Below are 18,782 nucleotides of genomic sequence, written 5' to 3'. Positions count from 1 at the left end.
ACATGATCCACGTACAAAACGTAAGTAAGACCTTTGTGCTCCACCAGCAAAACGGCGTGCGCCTGCCGGTGCTGCAAAATGCCTCACTGGAGGTGAATCGCGGCGAATGCGTGGTGCTGCACGGCCACTCCGGCAGCGGAAAATCGACCCTGCTGCGCTCCCTGTACGCCAACTATCTGCCCGACGAAGGCCATATTCATATTCGCCACGGCGATGAATGGGTCGACCTGGTACAAGCTCCCGCGCGTAAGGTGCTGGAGGTGCGCCGCTCAACGATCGGTTGGGTGAGCCAGTTTCTGCGGGTGATCCCGCGGATATCCGCCCTGGACGTGGTCATGCAGCCGCTGCTGGATCTTGGCGTGCCGCGCGAAACCTGTGCCGCCAAAGCCGCCAGCCTCCTGACGCGCCTCAACGTGCCCGAGCGCCTGTGGCACCTTGCCCCGTCGACCTTTTCCGGCGGCGAGCAGCAGCGCGTCAACATCGCCCGCGGCTTTATTGTCGACTACCCGATTTTACTTCTGGATGAACCCACCGCCTCGCTCGACGCTAAAAACAGCGCGGCCGTGGTGGAACTGATCGAGCAGGCCAAAGCGCGCGGGGCGGCGATCGTCGGGATCTTCCACGATGGGAGCGTTCGCACCCGCGTCGCGGACAGACTGCACCCGATGGGGACAAACGTATGATTATCAATAACGTCAAGCTGGTGCTGGATAATGAGGTGGTTGACGGCTCGATTGAGATCCAGGACGGAACAATCCGCGCGTTTGCTGAAACCCAGAGCCGCTTGCCCGAGGCGATGGACGGTGAAGGCGGCTGGCTGCTGCCGGGGCTGATTGAACTGCATACCGATAATCTGGATAAATTCTTCACCCCGCGCCCGAAGGTCGACTGGCCCGCGCATTCTGCGATGAGCAGCCACGACGCGCTGATGGTCGCCAGCGGCATCACCACCGTACTGGACGCGGTGGCGATTGGCGACGTGCGCGACGGCGGGGACCGTCTGGAGAACCTGGAGAAGATGATCAACGCCGTGGAAGAGACGCAAAAGCGGGGCCTCAACCGCGCCGAGCACCGCCTGCACCTGCGCTGCGAGCTGCCGCACCACACCACCCTGCCGCTGTTTGAAAAGCTGGTAGGCCGCGAGCCGGTATCGCTGGTCTCCCTGATGGATCACTCGCCGGGACAGCGCCAGTTCGCCAAAATTGAAAAGTATCGCGAATACTATCAGGGCAAATATTCTCTCAGCGATGCGGAGATGGCGCGTTACGAAGAAGAGCAGCTGGCGCTTGCGGCACGGTGGTCGCAGCCTAACCGTCTCAGGATTGCGGCGATGTGCCGGGACCGCAATATCGCGCTGGCCAGCCATGACGATGCCACGCACGATCACGTGCTCGAATCCCACCAGCTTGGCAGCGTGATCGCCGAATTTCCCACCACGTTCGAGGCGGCTGAAGCCTCCCGCAGGCACGGCATGAACGTGCTGATGGGCGCACCGAACATCGTGCGCGGCGGCTCGCACTCCGGCAACGTCGCGGCAAGCAGGCTCGCGTCCCTTGGCCTGCTGGATATCCTCTCGTCCGACTACTACCCCGCCAGCCTGCTCGACGCGGCGTTCCGGGTGGCCGACGACGAGGGCAATCGCTTTACGCTGCCGCAGGCGATTCGCCTGGTGACGAAAAACCCGGCCTCGGCGCTTAATCTGCAGGATCGCGGCGAGATAGCCGAAGGCAAGCGGGCGGATCTGGTCCTGGCCCACCGCAGGGGCGAGCACGTTCATATCGACCACGTCTGGCGTCAGGGAAAGAGGGTGTTCTGATGGGAAGACTTATCTGGCTAATGGGGCCGTCCGGCTCCGGTAAGGACAGCCTGCTGTCCGCCTTACGGCAGCAGGAGCATACCCAGCTGCTGGTGGCGCACCGTTACATTACCCGGGCGGCCAATGCGGGGAGTGAAAACCATATCGCCTTGAGCGAGCAGGAGTTTTTTACCCGTGCCGGGCAAAATCTGCTGGCGCTGAGCTGGCACGCCAATGGCTATTACTACGGAATCGGCATCGAGACCGATCTGTGGCTGCATGCGGGGTTCGACGTGCTGGTCAACGGCTCGCGGGCGCATCTTTCGCAAGCCCGCGCCCGCTATGGGGCGGCCCTGCTGCCGGTCTGCCTGCAGGTTTCACCGGAGGTCCTGCGCAGCCGGTTGCAGAGACGGGGTCGTGAATCCGCCCGCGAGATCGACCAGCGGCTGGAGCGTGCGGCGCGCTACACCCCGTCCGACTGCCATATCCTTAATAACGACGGAAGTTTGCTACAGTCAGTCGAGACCTTTTTATCGCTTATCCGTCAGAAGGAGAAACAGCATGCCTGACTGTACGCTTCGTCCCGCCACCGCCGACGATGCGCAAATCGTCTATGCGTTAATCTGCGAATTGAAACAGGCCGAGTTCGATCGCCAGGCGTTTCACGCGGGCTATCTTGCCAATCTGCAGAATCACAACATGCGCTACCAGCTTGCCGAACTGGACGGGCAGGTCATCGGCATGATCGGCCTGCACCTGCAGTTTCACCTCCATCACGCGCGCTGGATCGGCGAGATCCAGGAGCTGGTGGTGATGCCGCAGGCGCGCGGGCTAAAGGTGGGCAGCCAGCTGCTGGCCTGGGCGGAAGGGGTGGCACGAGAGGCGGGCGCGGAGCTGACCGAGCTCTCCACCAACGTGAAGCGCACCGACGCCCACCGTTTTTACGTCCGTGAAGGATATACGCAGAGCCATTTCCGATTCACCAAACCGCTGTAGAGGTGCGTTATGAGTCTGACGATCGCGTTAACAGGAACCGGAGGCGCCCAGCTCGTACCGGTCTTTGGCTGCGACTGCGCGGCGTGCCGCCGGGCGCGCCTGCAGGAGACCTATCGCCGTCGCCCCTGTAGCGCGGTGGTCAAATTCAACGATGCGGTGACCCTGCTGGACGCGGGTATTCCGCACCTGATGGACGACTGGGCTGCAGGCAGCTTTCAGCAGTTTTTGCTGACCCATTACCATATGGATCACGTTCAGGGGCTCTTCCCCCTGCGCTGGGGCGTGGGCGCGACGATCCCCGTCTACGGTCCGCCGGATGAAGCGGGATGCGACGACCTGTTTAAACATCCGGGGATTCTGGATTTCAGCCATACGGTCGAACCCTTTGTCATGTTTGAGCTTCAGGGAATGCGGGTAACGCCGCTGCCGCTCAACCATTCGAAACTGACCTTCGGGTATTTGCTGGAGTCAGCCCACAGCCGCGTGGCCTGGCTGTCCGACACCGCCGGGCTGCCGGAAAAAACGGTGAAGTTCCTGCTTAACAATCAGCCGCAGGCGATGATTATCGACTGCAGCCACGAACCGCGCGACGAGACGCCGCGAAACCATTGCGACTTAAATACCGTGATGGCGCTAAACGAGGTGATTGGCTGCCCGCAGGTGATCCTGACGCACATCAGCCATCAGTTTGACGTGTGGATGATGGATAACCCGCTGCCCGACGGCATTGAAGCAGGGTATGACGGGATGGTGCTGGTCCTGGACTAGGTTTTCTCCCTCTCCCGTGGGAGAGGGGTGGGGTGAGGGCAACAGGCCGCACTTAGCCTCGATCGTAATCGTCTTCCAACCTGCGCTCGTCCTCTTCCAGTCGACGTCTGTCGTCATCCAGCTGGCGCTGGCGCTCGTCTAAACGGCGGCGCCTGTCTTCGAGCTGCCGACGACGATCGTCGTACTGTCGACTGTCGATTTGACGGCTGCGGTCATAACGATCGTCGTCGTCATTGCTTCGGCTGCTGCTGGGGTTGTAGGCATCGTTGATCGCCTGCTGAATGTTGCCAATAGCATCATCAACAATGTCGGCATGAGCCAGTTGGCTGGTGAGAGACAGCAGACCAAATAACAGAGCAGTTGAGTAACGTTTCATAAGGCCAGACTCGCAGGTGAACTGGCCTTACGATAATGAACGGCAGGAAACGGGGGTAGCGGAGGAATCTCAAATTCAATTGTGTCCTGGGACTTCCATCAGTTGATTCGCACGCTGTTTATTTTCTGCGACCAGGACGATGCCATAGCATTTTTGATCCGGCGAATGGCTCCAGATACGATCTTCGGGGATACACCCTCCGTCATAGATAACCTTGCTACCATCATACGGCCAAAATGCGCCCTGCTCGGTATCGAGAACAAATACAGCGATTTGGTCAGACTCGCGGGCAATTTTCTGCCAGAGCATCTTCCCACCCTCATATTGTTCAAAGTCGCTGACAAGCGTCACGCCACACTGTAATACCAGGGCTTCATACAGGCGAGTTGCCAGTCCCTTGTCACGCTCGGCGGGATCAACGCAGATACCTTCTACCTGAATAACATTGGCATCTTCCCAACAGCGCTCGACGGCAATGATATCTTCACCCAAATGCGTTTTACGTTGTAAATCCAGGGCAGCAACAACCCGATGCCGGGGAACCCCATCGAAGGTTTCGATATCCGCTTCAATAATCGCAGCTCTTGGCGTCTGGCTATCAAAAATAACATGTAGCACTCGCCCGGAAAGCTCAAACTCATCAACGAGTTTAAACGACCTGGCAATTGTGCTCGGGCTGTATGTTGTAGGCATCACGATCATTTGTGAGTCCCCCTTTGTGAGTACCGGCATAATTCCTTTTATATCCCAATCTGCTAAATTTTGCGCAGATTAACATCACCGGCGTTAACGATGCTCTTGATGAAATCCTAAACAGAGGCATTTAAAAACATATTTTCCGCAGAGCCTGCGCCAGCTGCACCCGCGTAAACGGCTTACGCAGTAACGGAACGTCCGGCAGCTGAGGATTATGCGTGGGCCGTAAATCCTGGCCGCTGATCAGCAGCACCGGAAGCTGCGGATAGTGGCTGCGCACATGACTAATCACCTCGGCTCCGCTCAGGCTTCCCGGCAACATCAGGTCGCTGATAAACATGCCAATATCCGGCGACGCCGCCAGCATGCTCAGCGCCTGCTCGCCGTTGTCCGCTTCGAGCGTCAGATAGCCAAGCTGGTGCAGCTGCTCGCACAGGGTCTGACGGACATCCGCCTCATCTTCCAGCACCAGCACCAGCCGCTCGCTATCGACGGAGGCGGTGGCAGATAATGCTTCATCAACTGCAGCAGCGGGCAGCGTCGAGCGCGGGAGGTGTAGCCGCACGGTCGTTCCCTGCCCCGGCGCGCTCTCGATCTCCACGCGACCGCCGGACTGGCGGACAAAGCCGTAGACCATCGACAGGCCTAATCCGCTTCCGCTCCCGGTCTGCTTGGTGGTGAAGAACGGCTCAAAGACCCGGGATATCACCTCCTGCGACATGCCGCTGCCGCGGTCAATGACCTCCAGCGCCACCATATCCTGCCTGCGCCCGTCGCTGCGGGTGACGCGCTGATTCCAGGTCCGAATTTTAATCACTCCGCTTTGCCCTTCCATCGCATCGCGCGCGTTCATTACCAGGTTGATGATGGCGTTTTCCAGCTGGCTGACGTCTATCCACGCGGGCCAGGCCGGGGATTGCGCTTCAATCTCCAGGGTCAGGGTGGCAGGCAGGGAGTGGCGCAGCAGTTCCCGGAGGTTCTCCAGCAGCGGCAGCATCTCTACAGCATGCGGGGTCAGGGATTGCTTGCGGGAAAATGCCAGCAGTCGCTGGGTCAGCAAGGCGCCACGCTCGGCCGCCTTTAGCGCCCGGGTAATGCGCGGCGCGTCTTTTGATTCAGGGTCGGTGAGCTCAAGACTGCCGATGATCACCGCCAGCAGGTTATTAAAATCATGCGCCAGCCCGCCCGTCAGCTGTCCGACCGCCTTCATCTTCTGGCTGTGCAGGAGCGCCTCTTCAAGCCCCTGACGCTCAATGCGGTCGATCTCCATCTGCGTTGTTTTTTCTTTCAGCAGACGCGTGGTGTGTTCAAGCGAGGCGGTGTTGCGGGCAAAAACGTTGAACGCGCGCGCCAGCTCGCCCAGCTCATCGCGCCGCTGCAGGGCGGGAACGGAGACATCCTGTTCGCCGTGAGCAAGACGCGACATCGCCCGGGAAATGGCTGTCAGGTTGGAGGCCAGATGGCGGTAGATATACCAGCAGGCACACCCGGTGATGATCAGCGCCAGCACGGCGAAGATGCTGATAAACACGCTGATGGATTGTAGCTCGTGATGACTCTGGGCGGTGCGAAGCCGGGAGGCCTGCGCCACCTGCTCAACGTACTGATTGATGTCGCTGTTGAGGATCGCCACCAGCGCCTTGATGTGGAACATATACCAGCTTATCGCCAGATCGCTCTCCTCCAGCTGCTTCGACAGCGGGCCTAGCTTACCTAGCTCGGCATTAAAATCAGGCAGAACTTCCTTCACAACCGGCTGTACGGCACTCCGGGGCAGCGTTGCGGCCACCGCGTCCAGCTGCTGAACGGTCGCGCGCGGCGAAGGGGTGTCAATGGCGGCGGCGATCAGCCGGTCCATCTCCATCAGCTGCTGCGCATTCGGTACGTTGCTGTCATAACGGCGGTTGATGTCCTGCAGATGGCGCAGGTAGCTCTGGCTTTGATACAGCGAGCTCAGCAGCGCGTTACGCTCCAGATGGCGTCGCTGTCCTCGCTCCAGCATCTCCGTCACGCTCTGCTGTAACTTATTGCTTCGTTGAATAATACGCGCCACCAGGGCCGGCTCCTGCTGTGCCAGCGGTGCCTCCGCAAGCTGCTCCAGGGAGCGGCGCAGCGCCATTTGCGTCTGCTTCAGGCGCTCGGCTTCCCCTTTGTACTCGAGCGCCCCCACCACCTGCGAGAGCCGCACCGCCGCCGTCGCCACGCTGGCGGTGTCGCGGGCCAGGTTCATGCTGCCGGTCATATCGTCCAGCGTTTGCTGCTGCACCTGCTCCTGGATTTGACTGGCGTGACGGAAGCCGAGCACCGCCACGCCGCTCACCATCAGCGTCACGGCGACCACCAGCAGATTGAAAATCAGCAGGCGACCGCGGGCGCTGGCGAAGAACGGGGGGCGGCGTGATGGCATGGATTGAGGCTCCTTTGCGGTTTGCTGCCCTCACCCTGCCCCTCTCCCACAGGGAGAGGGAAAAGGAAAATGTGATGGCGATTAGCTATTCATAACTATGACAAATATGAACAGCTTCTGACATTTTGCATTTACGCACCTGTGATGAAGTGCAGAAATCGGCATTCACAGGAGATCCGCCATGAGCAGAACCCCGGTATTAGAGATGCGCAGCATTGCCAAAACGTTTGGCAGTTTCCACGCGCTCAAGGGCGTGGACTTGACGGTGTTTCCCGGTGAGATCCACGCGCTGATGGGTGAAAACGGCGCGGGAAAAAGCACGCTGATGAAAATCCTCGCGGGGGCCTATACCGCGACCGGCGGCGAGATCCTGATCGACGGCAAGCCGTTTCACATTAAAGGGCCGAAAGATGCGCTGGCCGCAGGCATCACTCTGATTTATCAGGAGATGCAGCTCGCGCCCAATCTGACCGTAGCCGAAAATATCTTCCTCGGCAGCGAGCTGTCGCGCGGCGGGCTGGTCCAGCGCAAGGAGATGACCGCCCAGGCGCAGGCGGTGATTGACCGCCTCGGCGCGCAGTTCAGCGCCACCGATCGGGTGATGAAGCTCACCATCGCCGAACAGCAGCAGGTGGAAATTGCTCGCGCGCTGCACCGCAACAGCCGCATTCTGGTGATGGATGAACCCACCGCAGCCCTCTCCTCACGGGAAACGCATCGCCTGTTTGAACTGATTTTGCGCCTGCGCGATGAAGGGATGGCGATCATCTATATCAGCCACCGCATGGCGGAGGTCTATGAACTCTCTGACCGCGTCAGCGTTCTACGCGACGGGCAGTACGTCGGCAGCATGACGCGCGACAAGCTGAACGCGTCGGAACTGGTGAAGATGATGGTGGGCCGCCCGCTAAGCGACCTGTTCAACAAGGAGCGTGATATCCCCCTCGGCAGCCCGCGTCTCAACGTCCACCACCTCACCGACGGTAAAAAAGTACAGCCCTGCAGCCTGCAGGTGCGTTCCGGCGAAATCGTCGGGCTGGCGGGCCTGGTGGGGGCCGGACGCTCCGAGCTGGCGCAGCTCATCTTCGGCGTGCGTAAAGCCACCGGCGGCATGATTGAGGTCGACGGCGAGCCGGTGGTGATCCACTCCCCGCGCGCGGCCATCGAAAACGGCATCGGTTTTCTCACCGAGAACCGCAAGGAGCAGGGGCTGTTTCTGGAGCTGGCGGCGCAGGAGAACATCACCATGGCGACGCTTGAGCGCGACGCCACCTTCGGCATGTTAAACCGCAAAAAAGCCCAGTCGATTTCCGATGACGCCATCGCCCTGCTTAACATCCGCGTGCCCCATGCTCAGGTGCGCGCGGGCGGGCTCTCCGGCGGAAATCAGCAGAAGCTGCTCATCTCCCGCTGGGTGGCGATTGGCCCACGCATTCTGATTCTGGACGAACCCACGCGCGGCGTGGACGTCGGGGCGAAAAGCGAGATCTACCGCATCATGAACCAGATGGCGCGCAAAGGGGTGGCGATTTTGATGATCTCCAGCGAGCTGCCGGAAGTGGTGGGGATGAGCGACCGTGTTTACGTGATGCGGGAAGGCAGCATCGCGGGCGAGCTTCACGGGCGCGACATCTCTCAGGAAAACATCATGACGCTGGCAACCGGCGTAAACGACACTCATCATCAGGCGGTGTAACCATGACACATTCAACCAGTCCGCAGCAGGTGGCGAAATCCGCCTCCGCCAAAAAAATGCTGATGAGCGATCTGATGCAAACGGTCGGCATCCTGCCGATTCTTATCCTGATTGTGGCGGTATTTGGCTTTATCGCCCCGAACTTCTTTACCGAGAGCAACCTGCTCAACATCACCCGTCAGGCGTCGATCAACATCGTGCTCGCGGCGGGAATGACCTTCATTATCCTGACCGGCGGGATTGACCTCTCGGTGGGGTCGATTCTCGGCACCACGGCGGTGGCGGCGATGGTGGTGTCGCTCATTCCCGAATTCGCCGGGCTGTCCATTCCGGCCGCGCTAATGCTCGGCATGGTGCTGGGCCTGTTCAACGGGGCGCTGGTGGCCTTTGCCGGGCTGCCGCCCTTTATCGTCACGCTCGGCACCTATACGGCGCTGCGCGGCGCGGCGTACCTGCTGGCCGACGGCACGACGGTCATTAACTCCAACATCAACTTCGAGTGGATCGGCAATAACTACCTCGGCCCGATCCCCTGGCTGGTGGTGATCGCCCTGGCGGTAATTGCGGTGTGCTGGTTCATCCTGCGACGCACCACGCTCGGCGTTCACATCTACGCCGTGGGCGGCAACATGCAGGCGGCGCGCTTAACGGGCATCAAGGTCTGGCTGGTGCTGCTGTTTGTCTACGGCATGAGCGGCCTGCTCTCCGGCCTCGGCGGTGTCATGAGCGCCTCACGCCTGTACAGCGCTAACGGCAACCTCGGCACGGGTTACGAGCTGGATGCAATTGCAGCGGTGATCCTCGGCGGCACCAGCTTTGTCGGCGGGATCGGCACGATCACCGGCACGCTGGTCGGCGCATTGATCATCGCCACCCTCAATAACGGCATGACGCTGATGGGCGTCTCCTACTTCTGGCAGCTGGTGATCAAAGGGGCGGTGATCATCATTGCGGTGCTGATCGACAAATACCGTACCCGACATCACCAAAGTGCATAACAACAATACCCTACGAGTGAGGAAGACAAGATGCGTTTGAAACCGTTAGTAACCGCGCTCTGTGCTGGCGCGCTGCTTGCCGCAACGCCGTTTGCGCAGGCGAAAGATCTGAAGTCCATTGGCGTGACGGTGGGTGACCTGGCCAACCCGTTCTTCGTGCAGATCACCAAAGGTGCCGAGCTGGAAGCGCGCAAGCTGGCGGGGGATAACGTCAAGGTGACGCTGGTCTCCAGCGGGTACGATCTGGGCCAGCAGGTGGCGCAGATCGACAACTTCATCGCCGCGAAGGTGGACATGATCATCCTCAATGCCGCGGACTCCAAAGGGATCGGCCCGGCGGTGAAGCGCGCGAAGGACGCCGGGATCGTGGTCGTGGCGGTTGACGTCGCGGCGGAAGGGGCTGATGCCACCATCACCTCCGATAACACCCAGGCGGGTGAGATGGCCTGTAAGTACATTACTGACCGCCTGAAAGGGAAAGGCAACGTGGTGATCATCAACGGACCGCCGGTCTCAGCGGTGCAAAACCGCGTGGAAGGGTGCCAGACGGAGTTCAAAAAACATCCGGATATCAAGGTGCTCTCGGATAACCAGAACGCCAAAGGCAGTCGTGAAGGCGGCCTGGAAGTCATGACCTCCCTGCTGGCGGCCAATCCGAAGATCGACGGCGTGTTTGCGATTAACGATCCGACCGCGATCGGCGCCGATCTGGCCGCGAAGCAGGCGCAGCGCAATGAGTTCTTTATTGTCGGCGTGGATGGCAGCCCGGATGGTGAGGAAGCGCTGAAGCGCGAAAACTCCCTGTTTGTCGCGACCCCGGCGCAAGATCCGCAGGTTATGGCGGCAAAAGCGGTGGAGATCGGCTATGACATTCTTCAGGGCAAACCTGCGCCGAAAGCGCCCGTGCTGATCCCGGTGACGATGATCGATAAAAAGAACGTCGGCACGTATAAGGGGTGGACGGTTAAATGATCCTTTTCCCTCTCCCACAGGGAGAGGGAACTGTTTTCAAGGAGTCCCCATGAAACGCTCCGACATCAATGAAATTCTCGGCCACACGCGGCAGTTTTTCTCCATGCACGACGTGCATCTCCCGCCTTTTGCCAGCTTTCCGCCAACAAAATGGCAGCAGCTTGACCAGGCCGCATGGCAGGAAGTGTTCGACCTCAGGCTCGGCTGGGACGTGACGGCGTTCGGCGGCAACAGCTTTGCCGCAGAGGGCCTGACGCTGTTTACCCTGCGCAACGGCTCGCCCAACGGCGTACCTTATGAAAAATGCTATGCCGAAAAAATCATGCACGTGCGCGACGGCCAGGTGACGCCGATGCATTTTCACTGGCGTAAGCGAGAAGACATTATCAACCGGGGCGGCGGGAACCTGATTGTAGAATTGTGGAATGCCGGGGCGCATGAAGAGACGGAAAACACCGACGTGACGGTCACCGTCGACGGCTGCCGTCAGACCCACGCGCCCGGCAGCCAGCTACGCCTCACACCAGGGGAAAGCATCTGCCTGACGCCCGGTCTTTACCACAGTTTCTGGGGCGAACGCGGCTTCGGTGACGTGCTGGTCGGGGAAGTGTCCTCGGTCAATGACGATGAACACGACAACCACTTTTTGCAGCCCGTTGCCCGCTATAACAACATCGAAGAAGACGAACCGGCGCTGCTGGTGCTGTGCAACGAGTACAACCTGTTTCGGATATAAGGGGTAAATAATGCCATTAATTTCTCTTGCCGACGGTCTTGCGCACGCCAGACAGCACCGCTACGCGCTGGGCGCGTTTAACGTCCTCGACTCCCACTTCCTGCGCGCGCTGTTCGCCGCCGCAAAGCAGGAACGCTCGCCGTTTATCATCAACATCGCCGAAGTACATTTTAAGTACGTGTCGCTGGATTCCCTTGTCGAAGCGGTTAAGTTCGAAGCCGCCCGTCACGATATTCCCGTGGTGCTCAACCTCGACCACGGCCTGCATTTTGACGCCGTCGTGCGCGCCCTGCGCTTAGGGTTCAGCTCGGTGATGTTCGACGGCTCTACGCTGAGCTACGAGGAAAACATCCGCCAGACGCGGGAAGTGGTGAAAATGTGCCACGCGGTCGGCGTGTCGGTGGAGGCGGAGCTGGGTGCGGTCGGTGGCGATGAAGGCGGCGCGCTTTACGGACATGCGGATGAAGCCTTCTTCACCGATCCGCAGCTGGCGCGCGAATTTGTTGATTCAACCGGCATCGACGCGCTGGCCGTCGCCATCGGCAACGCGCACGGCAAGTATAAAGGCGAGCCGAAGCTCGATTTCCCGCGCCTGGACGCCATTCGCCAGCAGACGGGGCTGCCGCTGGTTTTACACGGCGGCTCCGGGATTAGCGATGCTGACTTCCGCCGCGCCATTGAGCTGGGCATTCATAAAATCAATTTCTATACCGGGATGTCGCAGGCCGCGCTCGCCGCCGTGGAGCAGCGCATGGCTAACCGCCAGCCGCTGTACGACGAGTTTGCCGAGCTGCTGCTGGGGATAGAAGAGGCGATTACGGATACGGTCGCCGAACAGATGCGCATCTTCGGCAGCGCGGGGCAGGTATAATGGAACGTAAAGGCATCATCGCCGCAGGCAATATGCTGGTGGACCACGTCCACCAGATCGTGCAGTGGCCGGAGCGCGGCTGGCTGGCGGAAATCACCCACAGCGAACGCTCAACCGGCGGCGCGCCGCTCAACGTCCTGCTGACGCTGGCGAAAATGCACGTTGGCCTGCCGCTGCAGGCGGTGGGGCTGATTGGCGAAGACGGCGACGGGGACTACATTCTGGCAATGCTCGACCAGTACCACGTCAACCGCCAGCGCGTTCAGCGCACCACCTTTGCGCCAACCTCCATGTCGCAGGTGATGACCGATCCCAGCGGACAGCGCACCTTTTTCCACTCACCGGGGGCCAACCGCCTGCTGGATCTTCCCGCTTTCGATCGCTTAGACGGATCGATGAAAATCTTCCATCTCGGCTATCTCCTGCTGCTCGACAGCCTGGATATGCCCGATGACGAGTTCGGCACCCGCAGCGCGCGGCTGCTGGCACAGATGCGCGACCAGGGGTATGAAACGTCGCTCGATCTGGTTTCCCGCAAGGGCGACCCGCGCTATCAGCCGCTAGTGCTCCCTGCCCTGCGCCATCTCGACTATCTGGTTATTAACGAGCTGGAGGCCGGTGAGTTTAGCGGCCTGACAATGCGTGACGAAAACGACGCCCCGCACGTTGCCCATATCGCCGATGCCGCGGCGCAGCTGCTGGCGGCCGGGGTACGCCAGCGGGTGGTGATCCACTGTCCGGAAGGCGCATGGGGAGAAGCACATGGTGAAGAGGGTCGCTGGATCCCGTCATGGATGCTGGAGCAGGAAGAGATTATCGGCAGCGTCGGCGCGGGCGATGCCTTTTGCGCAGGCTTTTTATACGGCTGCCATGAATCGCTGCCGCTAACAGAGAGTATTTATCTGGCACACGCCTGCGCGCGAGCAAGCCTGCTGGCCGCCAATGCGATTGATGGCGCAAAAACGCTGGCCGAGCTGCAGGCGTTTATTCGCGAGAGTGTTTAATTTAACAATAATTGCGATTTTTCATTACAGTTCTATGAATTTTACATCTCCGAACTACACTCTCTCCATCTGGCATATTCGGCGTGGGCAGCACTCTGTCCGCACGCTTTTCCGAAATGAGATAGAAAGAGGACAAGGGAAAAATGTTCGCAGCCATCATCATCGGTATTTTCATTATCAGCGTTATTTATGCGCATTCACGCGGCAAAGAAAAACAGACGCTTTCTCGTCAGCTCTTCGACCATTCGACGTTCATGGCACCCATCAATATGTTTATGACGGCTTTTTCTTCCCTGCCCGCCAGGCAGCCTTTCTTTAAAACAGAGCGCTTCCCGGAATTAAATAAGCTGACGGAAAACTGGCTGATTATTCGCGAAGAGGCGCTGCGTTTGCAGCACCATATTAAGGCGGCGGAAAATAATAACGACGCTGGCTTTAACACCTTTTTTAAACGCGGCTGGAAACGGTTTTACCTGAAATGGTATGCCGATGCCCATCCCTCCGCGCAGTCTTTATGCCCGGTGACGACCCGGCTGGTGAGTGAAATCCCCTCGGTGAAGGCGGCCATGTTTGCCGAGCTGCCGGCGGGTGCAAAGCTTGGCAAGCATCGTGATCCCTATGCGGGCTCGGTTCGTTACCATCTGGGGTTATTCACACCGAATGACGACCGCTGCTTTATTGAAGTCGACGGGCAGCGCCACAGCTGGCGGGATGGTGAAGCCGTTATTTTTGATGAGACCTACGTCCACTGGGCAGAGAATAAATCGGATCAAACGCGCATTATTCTCTTCTGCGATATTGAGCGTCCGATGAAATGGCGCTGGGCGCAGGCGGTTAACCATTGGGTGGGGACCACGCTGATGTCTGCAGCCAGCTCACCGAATGACGAGAATGACAGCACCGGCGGCATAAACCGCATTTTTAAATACGTTCATGCGGGCCGCGAGCGGGGGCAGCGTCTGAAAAAAAGAAACCGTAAGGCCTATTACGCCCTCAAGTATCTGTGCATCATCGCAATTTTTGCCGCCATCATTGTTCCGGCAATAACGTAAGCCTTATGCCGCCTGCTCGGGCCGGCTCACGTCGGTGGCAAACACGTAACCCAGCCCGCGAATGGTTTTGATGAGCGCAGGCTGATGCGGGTTAGCCTCTATTTTCCGGCGCAGGCGCATGATCAGCACGTCAATCGTGCGGTCGAACACGTCGGCGCTTTCGCTGTGGGTCAGCTCAAGCAGCCTGTCACGGCTCAGCACACGACGGGCATTTTGCGTGAGCGCCAGCAGCAGGCCATACTCGCCCTGGGTTAAGGGGACGGGATTACGCTGCGGATCGCTCAGCTCGCAGCGGGTGGTATCAAGCGTCCATCCGTTAAACGCAATGCCCGCAACGGGCGCTGCGGAGGGTTCCGCAGCCAGCACGCCCGTACGGCGCAGTACCGCTTTTACGCGGGCGACCACCACGCGCGGGTTGAACGGCTTGCCAATATAATCGTCGGCCCCCATCTCCAGCCCCACCACCACGTCTGACTCGCTGCCCAGGCCGGTTAACATCACAACCGGTAGCGCCGGACGCTGCTTTTGCAGCTGCAGCAGAACCTGCAGTCCATTAATATCCGGCAGCATCATATCCAGCAGCACCAGCGCGATATTCGGCTCCTGTTGTACCCGGCGAAGTGCATCCTGGCCGTTATGGCAGACAAGCACGCTAAAGACGTGCTCGCTCAGCACGTCCTGAAGCAGTTCGCAGACTGCCGTATCGTCATCAACCACCAGAATCGCCGGTTTCATCATATGCTTCCGTCAGGGGATTATGTTAAGTCTGAACTATTCTGCCGTCGGCTCCAGTCAAAAGGTTTTTTCAGTGACGGAAATTCAACCCATGTCACATCCGCCGCCCCGTCGACACGTCAATTTTGACGATTGGCTGCTTTTTGTCAGGGTTTTCACCCCGGATGGGCCGTAAAGTCAGGGGATACCCATACAAAAAACATGGCATAGAAGCTGCATAGTGGGTGCGAACGATTCGATTAACTGGAGCAGACTGATGAAAAAAGTCGTCACGGTTTGCCCTTATTGTGCCTCAGGTTGCAAGATCCACCTGGTGGTCGATAACGGCAAAATCGTCCGGGCGGAGGCCGCACAGGGGAAAACCAATCAGGGCACGCTGTGCCTGAAAGGTTACTACGGCTGGGATTTTATTAACGATACCCAAATCCTTACCCCGCGCCTGAAAACCCCTATGATCCGCCGCGAGCGCGGCGGCAAGCTGGAAGCCGTCTCCTGGAACGAGGCGCTGGATTACGTCGCCACGCGCCTGAGCGCCATCAAGGCCAAATATGGCCCGGATGCCATTCAGACTACCGGCTCTTCCCGCGGGACGGGAAATGAAACCAACTATGTGATGCAAAAATTCGCGCGCGCCGTTATTGGTACCAATAACGTCGACTGCTGCGCTCGCGTCTGACACGGCCCATCGGTTGCAGGTCTGCACCAGTCGGTCGGTAACGGCGCAATGAGTAACGCCATCAACGAGATAGATAATACCGATCTCGTCTTCATCTTTGGTTATAACCCGGCGGATTCCCACCCTATCGTCGCGAACCACGTTATTCGCGCTAAACAGAATGGGGCGAAGATCATCGTCTGCGATCCGCGCAAAATTGAAACCGCGCGCATTGCGGATATGCACATTGCATTGAAAAACGGCTCAAACATCGCGCTGTTAAACGCAATGGGACACGTCATTATTGAGGAGAACCTGTACGACCAGGCGTTTGTCGCGACCCGAACAGAAGGCTTTGAAGAGTATAAGAAAATAGTCGAGGGCTATACGCCTGAATCCGTCGAAGCGATAACCGGCGTCAGCGCGCAGGAGATTCGTCAGGCGGCCAGGATGTATGCCGGGGCGAAAACCGCCGCCATCCTCTGGGGCATGGGCGTGACCCAGTTCTACCAGGGCGTGGAAACCGTGCGTTCCCTGACCAGCCTCGCGATGCTGACGGGAAACCTTGGCAAGGCCCACGTTGGCGTGAACCCGGTGCGCGGTCAGAATAACGTGCAGGGCGCCTGCGATATGGGCGCGCTGCCGGATACTTATCCGGGCTACCAGTACGTGAAGTTCCCGGAAAACCGCGCCAAGTTCGCGAAGGCCTGGGGCGTGGAAAGCCTGCCGGAACACACCGGGTATCGCATCAGCGAGCTGCCGCACCGCGCGGCGCATGGCGAAGTGCGTGCGGCCTACATCATGGGTGAAGATCCGCTTCAGACCGACGCCGAGCTTTCTGCAGTGCGTAAAGGGTTTGAGGATCTGGAGCTGGTGATTGTCCAGGATATCTTCATGACCAAAACCGCGGCGGCGGCGGATGTGATTTTACCGTCGACCTCCTGGGGCGAGCATGAAGGCGTCTACACGGCGGCGGACCGCGGCTTCCAGCGCTTCTTTAAGGCGGTCGAGCCGAAGTGGGATCTGAAAACGGACTGGCAGATCATCAGCGAAATCGCCACCCGCATGGGCTACCCGATGCACTACAGCAACACCCAGGAGATATGGGACGAGTTGCGCAGCCTGTGTCCGGACTTCTACGGCGCCACCTATGAAAAAATGGGTGAGCTGGGGTACATCCAGTGGCCGTGCCGGGATGAGTCGGAGGCCGATCAAGGGACGTCCTATCTCTTTAAGGAGAAATTCGACACCCCGAACGGGCTGGCGCAGTTCTTCACCTGCGACTGGGTCGCGCCGATCGATAAACTCACCGACGAGTATCCGATGGTGCTCTCCACCGTACGTGAAGTGGGCCATTACTCCTGCCGCTCAATGACCGGTAACTGCGCCGCGCTGGCCGCGCTGGCGGACGAACCGGGCTATGCCCAAATCAACACCGCAGATGCTGAACGCCTTGGTATTGAGGACGAAGCCCTGGTGTGGGTGAACTCGCGCAAAGGGCGGATCATCACCCGCGCGCAGGTCAGCGATCGCCCGAACAAAGGGGCGGTCTATATGACCTACCAGTGGTGGATTGGTGCCTGCAACGAGCTGGTGACGGAGAACTTAAGCCCGATAACCAAAACGCCGGAGTATAAATACTGTGCCGTCAACGTTGAGCCGATTGTGGATCAGCACGCGGCGGAACAATACGTGATAGAGGAATATAACAAGCTAAAAGCCCGACTGCGCGAAAGCGCAATGGGTTAGAGCCGTTAATTGATCGTTGAATAAAGGGAGTGATATATTCACTCCCTTTTTATTTCCCATTAATTCATAAAAAATAGAAATTATTATTCTGTAAAGCGGCTCGCAGAAATAATGTAATTTACGCAGAATACAATTACATCTTTGCATTTTAATTCAGAGAGATAAGATATGCGGCGGGTGCTTAAGACTTTCTGTCTTGAGCATTGTTGAGGGACAGAAAGTGGAAAGCCCCGGGAAATTTTCATTTACCCGAGGCTACTCCCTCAACTACCAACAGGTTGAGAGTAGCCTCTTATTCTTTTTTTGACAAGGAGTAAAAGGCATGACGCCATTAAAAACTGCGTTAGGCATCGTCTTTATTGTTTGCCTGACGATAGTGATCTTTACCTTTATTACTCGCGGTAAGCTCTGCGAGTTTTCAATAAAGAGTGAGCATCAGGAGGTGGCGGCTAAATTAGCCTGCAACCCAGGCTAATCTCTACGGGCGGAACAACGGTTCCGCCCGGCTTGTAGGATGCTGAGGTCTTAATGCACCCGTTTTTTTCTTTTGCGCCCGCGATTATACTGCGCGGCGTGTACCCAGATGATAAGAATCCATGAAAGCCATTTTTCTGTTGTTATTGTTTTTAACGTCCTTTGCCCGCGCGGATGAGATAGGCAGCCAGTATCGGAAACAGGCGGAAGCCGGCGATGCCCGCGCCCAGTATTATCTTGCCGATACGTACTTCAGCTCCGGCGACAGCAAGCAGGCCGCGCTGTGGGCCGAGAAAGCCGCGAAAGGCGGCGATGTCGACGCCATGGGGTTGCTCTCGCAAATCCTCTTTACGCAAGGTGATTACGCACAGGCCAAAGCCCTGGCCCAACAGGCAAACATTGCTGGCAGCAAACGCGGTGCGATCATGCTGGCGCGCATTCTGGTGAATACTCAGGCGGGGAAAACTGACTATTCCCAGGCCATCAGACTGCTGCAAACGGCGACCGAAGATATCGACAGCGACTCTGCGGTCGATGCCCAACTGCTCCTGGGGCTGATTTATGCCAACGGCGGCGAGGTAGCGCAGGATGACGTGCAGGCTGCCTCCTGGTTCAAGCGGAGTTCAGCCCTTTCGCGTACCGGCTATGCCGAGTATTGGGCTGGGATGCTGTTCAGGCAGGGTGAGAAAGGCTTTATCACGCCCAATAAACAGAAAGCACTGTACTGGTTGAACCTGAGCTGTACGGAAGGGTTTGATACGGGGTGCGAAGAGTTTGATGCGTTGAGCGGGGAATAAAATCC

19 protein-coding genes are annotated in these 18,782 nt (G+C 58.6%); 15 read left to right on the top strand and 4 right to left on the bottom strand.

Translation table 11 applies throughout. The features are described from left to right. Nucleotides 1-2: 2 nt before the first annotated feature. The 5 genes from phnL to phnP are packed head-to-tail and all read left to right on the top strand — an operon-like array spanning nt 3 to nt 3,559. Nucleotides 3-683, top strand: a complete 681-nt coding sequence (gene phnL, locus UR504_RS18700; RefSeq protein ID WP_302237849.1) for a phosphonate C-P lyase system protein PhnL — start codon at nt 3-5, stop codon at nt 681-683. Then, entirely contained in the window at nt 680-1,816 is a 1,137-nt protein-coding gene (phnM, locus tag UR504_RS18695; protein WP_302237851.1) for an alpha-D-ribose 1-methylphosphonate 5-triphosphate diphosphatase, read from the top strand. The genes phnL and phnM overlap by 4 nt, the downstream gene beginning before the upstream one ends. After that, on the top strand, nt 1,813-2,364 hold the full coding sequence (gene phnN / locus UR504_RS18690; RefSeq protein ID WP_127729308.1) for a ribose 1,5-bisphosphokinase: 552 nt from the start codon (nt 1,813-1,815) through the stop codon (nt 2,362-2,364). The genes phnM and phnN overlap by 4 nt, the downstream gene beginning before the upstream one ends. Then, nucleotides 2,357-2,791 carry an aminoalkylphosphonate N-acetyltransferase gene (phnO, locus tag UR504_RS18685; protein ID WP_302237853.1) on the top strand — a complete coding sequence of 145 codons (435 nt, stop codon included), beginning with the start codon at nt 2,357-2,359 and terminating at the stop codon, nt 2,789-2,791. The genes phnN and phnO overlap by 8 nt, the downstream gene beginning before the upstream one ends. A gap of 9 nt (nt 2,792-2,800) precedes the next feature. After that, nucleotides 2,801-3,559 (top strand): phosphonate metabolism protein PhnP, encoded by a 759-nt coding sequence (gene phnP / locus UR504_RS18680; protein WP_302237854.1) that lies wholly within the window; start codon nt 2,801-2,803, stop codon nt 3,557-3,559. Between the two features lie 52 nt (nt 3,560-3,611). Here phnP and yjdP read toward each other — a convergent pair whose 3' ends face one another. The 3 genes from yjdP to UR504_RS18665 all read right to left on the bottom strand — a co-directional run bounded on the left by yjdP (nt 3,612) and on the right by UR504_RS18665 (nt 7,038). Further along, nucleotides 3,612-3,935 carry a DDRRRQL repeat protein YjdP gene (gene yjdP, locus UR504_RS18675; protein ID WP_033144428.1) on the bottom strand — a complete coding sequence of 108 codons (324 nt, stop codon included), beginning with the start codon at nt 3,933-3,935 and terminating at the stop codon, nt 3,612-3,614. 75 nt (nt 3,936-4,010) lie between these two features. Further along, nucleotides 4,011-4,637, bottom strand: a complete 627-nt coding sequence (locus tag UR504_RS18670) for a GNAT family N-acetyltransferase (protein ID WP_008500049.1) — start codon at nt 4,635-4,637, stop codon at nt 4,011-4,013. 121 nt (nt 4,638-4,758) lie between these two features. Next, nucleotides 4,759-7,038, bottom strand: coding sequence for an ATP-binding protein (locus UR504_RS18665; protein ID WP_302237855.1), 2,280 nt, complete (start codon nt 7,036-7,038; stop codon nt 4,759-4,761). 181 nt (nt 7,039-7,219) lie between these two features. On the opposite strand from UR504_RS18665, the gene UR504_RS18660 reads away from it, so the two are divergent. The 7 genes from UR504_RS18660 to lpxO all read left to right on the top strand — a co-directional run bounded on the left by UR504_RS18660 (nt 7,220) and on the right by lpxO (nt 14,367). After that, complete coding sequence (locus tag UR504_RS18660; protein ID WP_302237857.1) at nt 7,220-8,734, top strand: sugar ABC transporter ATP-binding protein; 1,515 nt, start codon at nt 7,220-7,222, stop codon at nt 8,732-8,734. A gap of 2 nt (nt 8,735-8,736) precedes the next feature. Next, entirely contained in the window at nt 8,737-9,732 is a 996-nt protein-coding gene (locus UR504_RS18655; protein ID WP_133293600.1) for an ABC transporter permease subunit, read from the top strand. A 30-nt stretch (nt 9,733-9,762) separates the two neighbouring features. Further along, nucleotides 9,763-10,704, top strand: coding sequence for an ABC transporter substrate-binding protein (locus tag UR504_RS18650; RefSeq protein ID WP_021242935.1), 942 nt, complete (start codon nt 9,763-9,765; stop codon nt 10,702-10,704). A 49-nt stretch (nt 10,705-10,753) separates the two neighbouring features. Then, nucleotides 10,754-11,440 (top strand): D-lyxose/D-mannose family sugar isomerase, encoded by a 687-nt coding sequence (locus tag UR504_RS18645; protein ID WP_133293599.1) that lies wholly within the window; start codon nt 10,754-10,756, stop codon nt 11,438-11,440. Between the two features lie 10 nt (nt 11,441-11,450). Next, the gene (locus tag UR504_RS18640; RefSeq protein WP_248175492.1) at nt 11,451-12,311 is read left to right on the top strand and encodes a ketose 1,6-bisphosphate aldolase; all 861 of its coding nucleotides are present in this window, start codon (nt 11,451-11,453) and stop codon (nt 12,309-12,311) included. Continuing rightward, complete coding sequence (locus UR504_RS18635) at nt 12,311-13,315, top strand: carbohydrate kinase family protein (RefSeq protein ID WP_111964190.1); 1,005 nt, start codon at nt 12,311-12,313, stop codon at nt 13,313-13,315. The genes UR504_RS18640 and UR504_RS18635 overlap by 1 nt, the downstream gene beginning before the upstream one ends. Before the next feature lie 143 nt (nt 13,316-13,458). Beyond that, nucleotides 13,459-14,367, top strand: coding sequence for a lipid A hydroxylase LpxO (gene lpxO, locus UR504_RS18630; protein WP_143344539.1), 909 nt, complete (start codon nt 13,459-13,461; stop codon nt 14,365-14,367). 3 nt (nt 14,368-14,370) lie between these two features. Here the strand turns inward: lpxO and UR504_RS18625 are convergent, their stop codons facing one another. Continuing rightward, nucleotides 14,371-15,102, bottom strand: a complete 732-nt coding sequence (locus UR504_RS18625; RefSeq protein WP_115876903.1) for a response regulator — start codon at nt 15,100-15,102, stop codon at nt 14,371-14,373. A 256-nt stretch (nt 15,103-15,358) separates the two neighbouring features. Here UR504_RS18625 and fdhF point away from each other — a divergent pair, with 256 nt between their 5' ends. The 3 genes from fdhF to UR504_RS18610 all read left to right on the top strand — a co-directional run bounded on the left by fdhF (nt 15,359) and on the right by UR504_RS18610 (nt 18,777). After that, entirely contained in the window at nt 15,359-17,506 is a 2,148-nt protein-coding gene (gene fdhF / locus UR504_RS18620) for a formate dehydrogenase subunit alpha (RefSeq protein ID WP_302237863.1), read from the top strand. A gap of 322 nt (nt 17,507-17,828) precedes the next feature. Further along, nucleotides 17,829-17,981: a Hok/Gef family protein gene (locus UR504_RS18615; protein WP_045909184.1), complete on the top strand. Its 153-nt coding sequence runs from the start codon at nt 17,829-17,831 to the stop codon at nt 17,979-17,981. 121 nt (nt 17,982-18,102) lie between these two features. Continuing rightward, nucleotides 18,103-18,777, top strand: a complete 675-nt coding sequence (locus UR504_RS18610) for a tetratricopeptide repeat protein (RefSeq protein ID WP_271369635.1) — start codon at nt 18,103-18,105, stop codon at nt 18,775-18,777. Nucleotides 18,778-18,782: the final 5 nt, after the last annotated feature.

The organism is Enterobacter sp. 241F3, assembly GCF_034106785.1.
Lineage (GTDB): Bacteria > Pseudomonadota > Gammaproteobacteria > Enterobacterales > Enterobacteriaceae > Enterobacter > Enterobacter vonholyi.
This window is presented reverse-complemented; position numbering and strand designations above follow the sequence as displayed.

What these genes read in the sequence shown, in the direction of transcription:
- UR504_RS18610 (WP_271369635.1), top strand. Translation starts at nt 18,103, where the DNA reads ATGAAAGCCATTTTTCTGTTGTTATTGTTTTTAACGTCCTTTGCCCGC.
- phnP (WP_302237854.1), top strand. Translation starts at nt 2,801, where the DNA reads ATGAGTCTGACGATCGCGTTAACAGGAACCGGAGGCGCCCAGCTCGTA.
- UR504_RS18655 (WP_133293600.1), top strand. Translation starts at nt 8,737, where the DNA reads ATGACACATTCAACCAGTCCGCAGCAGGTGGCGAAATCCGCCTCCGCC.
- phnL (WP_302237849.1), top strand. Translation starts at nt 3, where the DNA reads ATGATCCACGTACAAAACGTAAGTAAGACCTTTGTGCTCCACCAGCAA.
- lpxO (WP_143344539.1), top strand. Translation starts at nt 13,459, where the DNA reads ATGTTCGCAGCCATCATCATCGGTATTTTCATTATCAGCGTTATTTAT.
- UR504_RS18670 (WP_008500049.1), bottom strand. Translation starts at nt 4,637, where the DNA reads ATGATCGTGATGCCTACAACATACAGCCCGAGCACAATTGCCAGGTCG.
- phnO (WP_302237853.1), top strand. Translation starts at nt 2,357, where the DNA reads ATGCCTGACTGTACGCTTCGTCCCGCCACCGCCGACGATGCGCAAATC.
- UR504_RS18660 (WP_302237857.1), top strand. Translation starts at nt 7,220, where the DNA reads ATGAGCAGAACCCCGGTATTAGAGATGCGCAGCATTGCCAAAACGTTT.
- UR504_RS18665 (WP_302237855.1), bottom strand. Translation starts at nt 7,038, where the DNA reads ATGCCATCACGCCGCCCCCCGTTCTTCGCCAGCGCCCGCGGTCGCCTG.
- yjdP (WP_033144428.1), bottom strand. Translation starts at nt 3,935, where the DNA reads ATGAAACGTTACTCAACTGCTCTGTTATTTGGTCTGCTGTCTCTCACC.
- UR504_RS18625 (WP_115876903.1), bottom strand. Translation starts at nt 15,102, where the DNA reads ATGAAACCGGCGATTCTGGTGGTTGATGACGATACGGCAGTCTGCGAA.
- UR504_RS18615 (WP_045909184.1), top strand. Translation starts at nt 17,829, where the DNA reads ATGACGCCATTAAAAACTGCGTTAGGCATCGTCTTTATTGTTTGCCTG.
- phnM (WP_302237851.1), top strand. Translation starts at nt 680, where the DNA reads ATGATTATCAATAACGTCAAGCTGGTGCTGGATAATGAGGTGGTTGAC.
- UR504_RS18640 (WP_248175492.1), top strand. Translation starts at nt 11,451, where the DNA reads ATGCCATTAATTTCTCTTGCCGACGGTCTTGCGCACGCCAGACAGCAC.
- UR504_RS18645 (WP_133293599.1), top strand. Translation starts at nt 10,754, where the DNA reads ATGAAACGCTCCGACATCAATGAAATTCTCGGCCACACGCGGCAGTTT.
- UR504_RS18650 (WP_021242935.1), top strand. Translation starts at nt 9,763, where the DNA reads ATGCGTTTGAAACCGTTAGTAACCGCGCTCTGTGCTGGCGCGCTGCTT.
- UR504_RS18635 (WP_111964190.1), top strand. Translation starts at nt 12,311, where the DNA reads ATGGAACGTAAAGGCATCATCGCCGCAGGCAATATGCTGGTGGACCAC.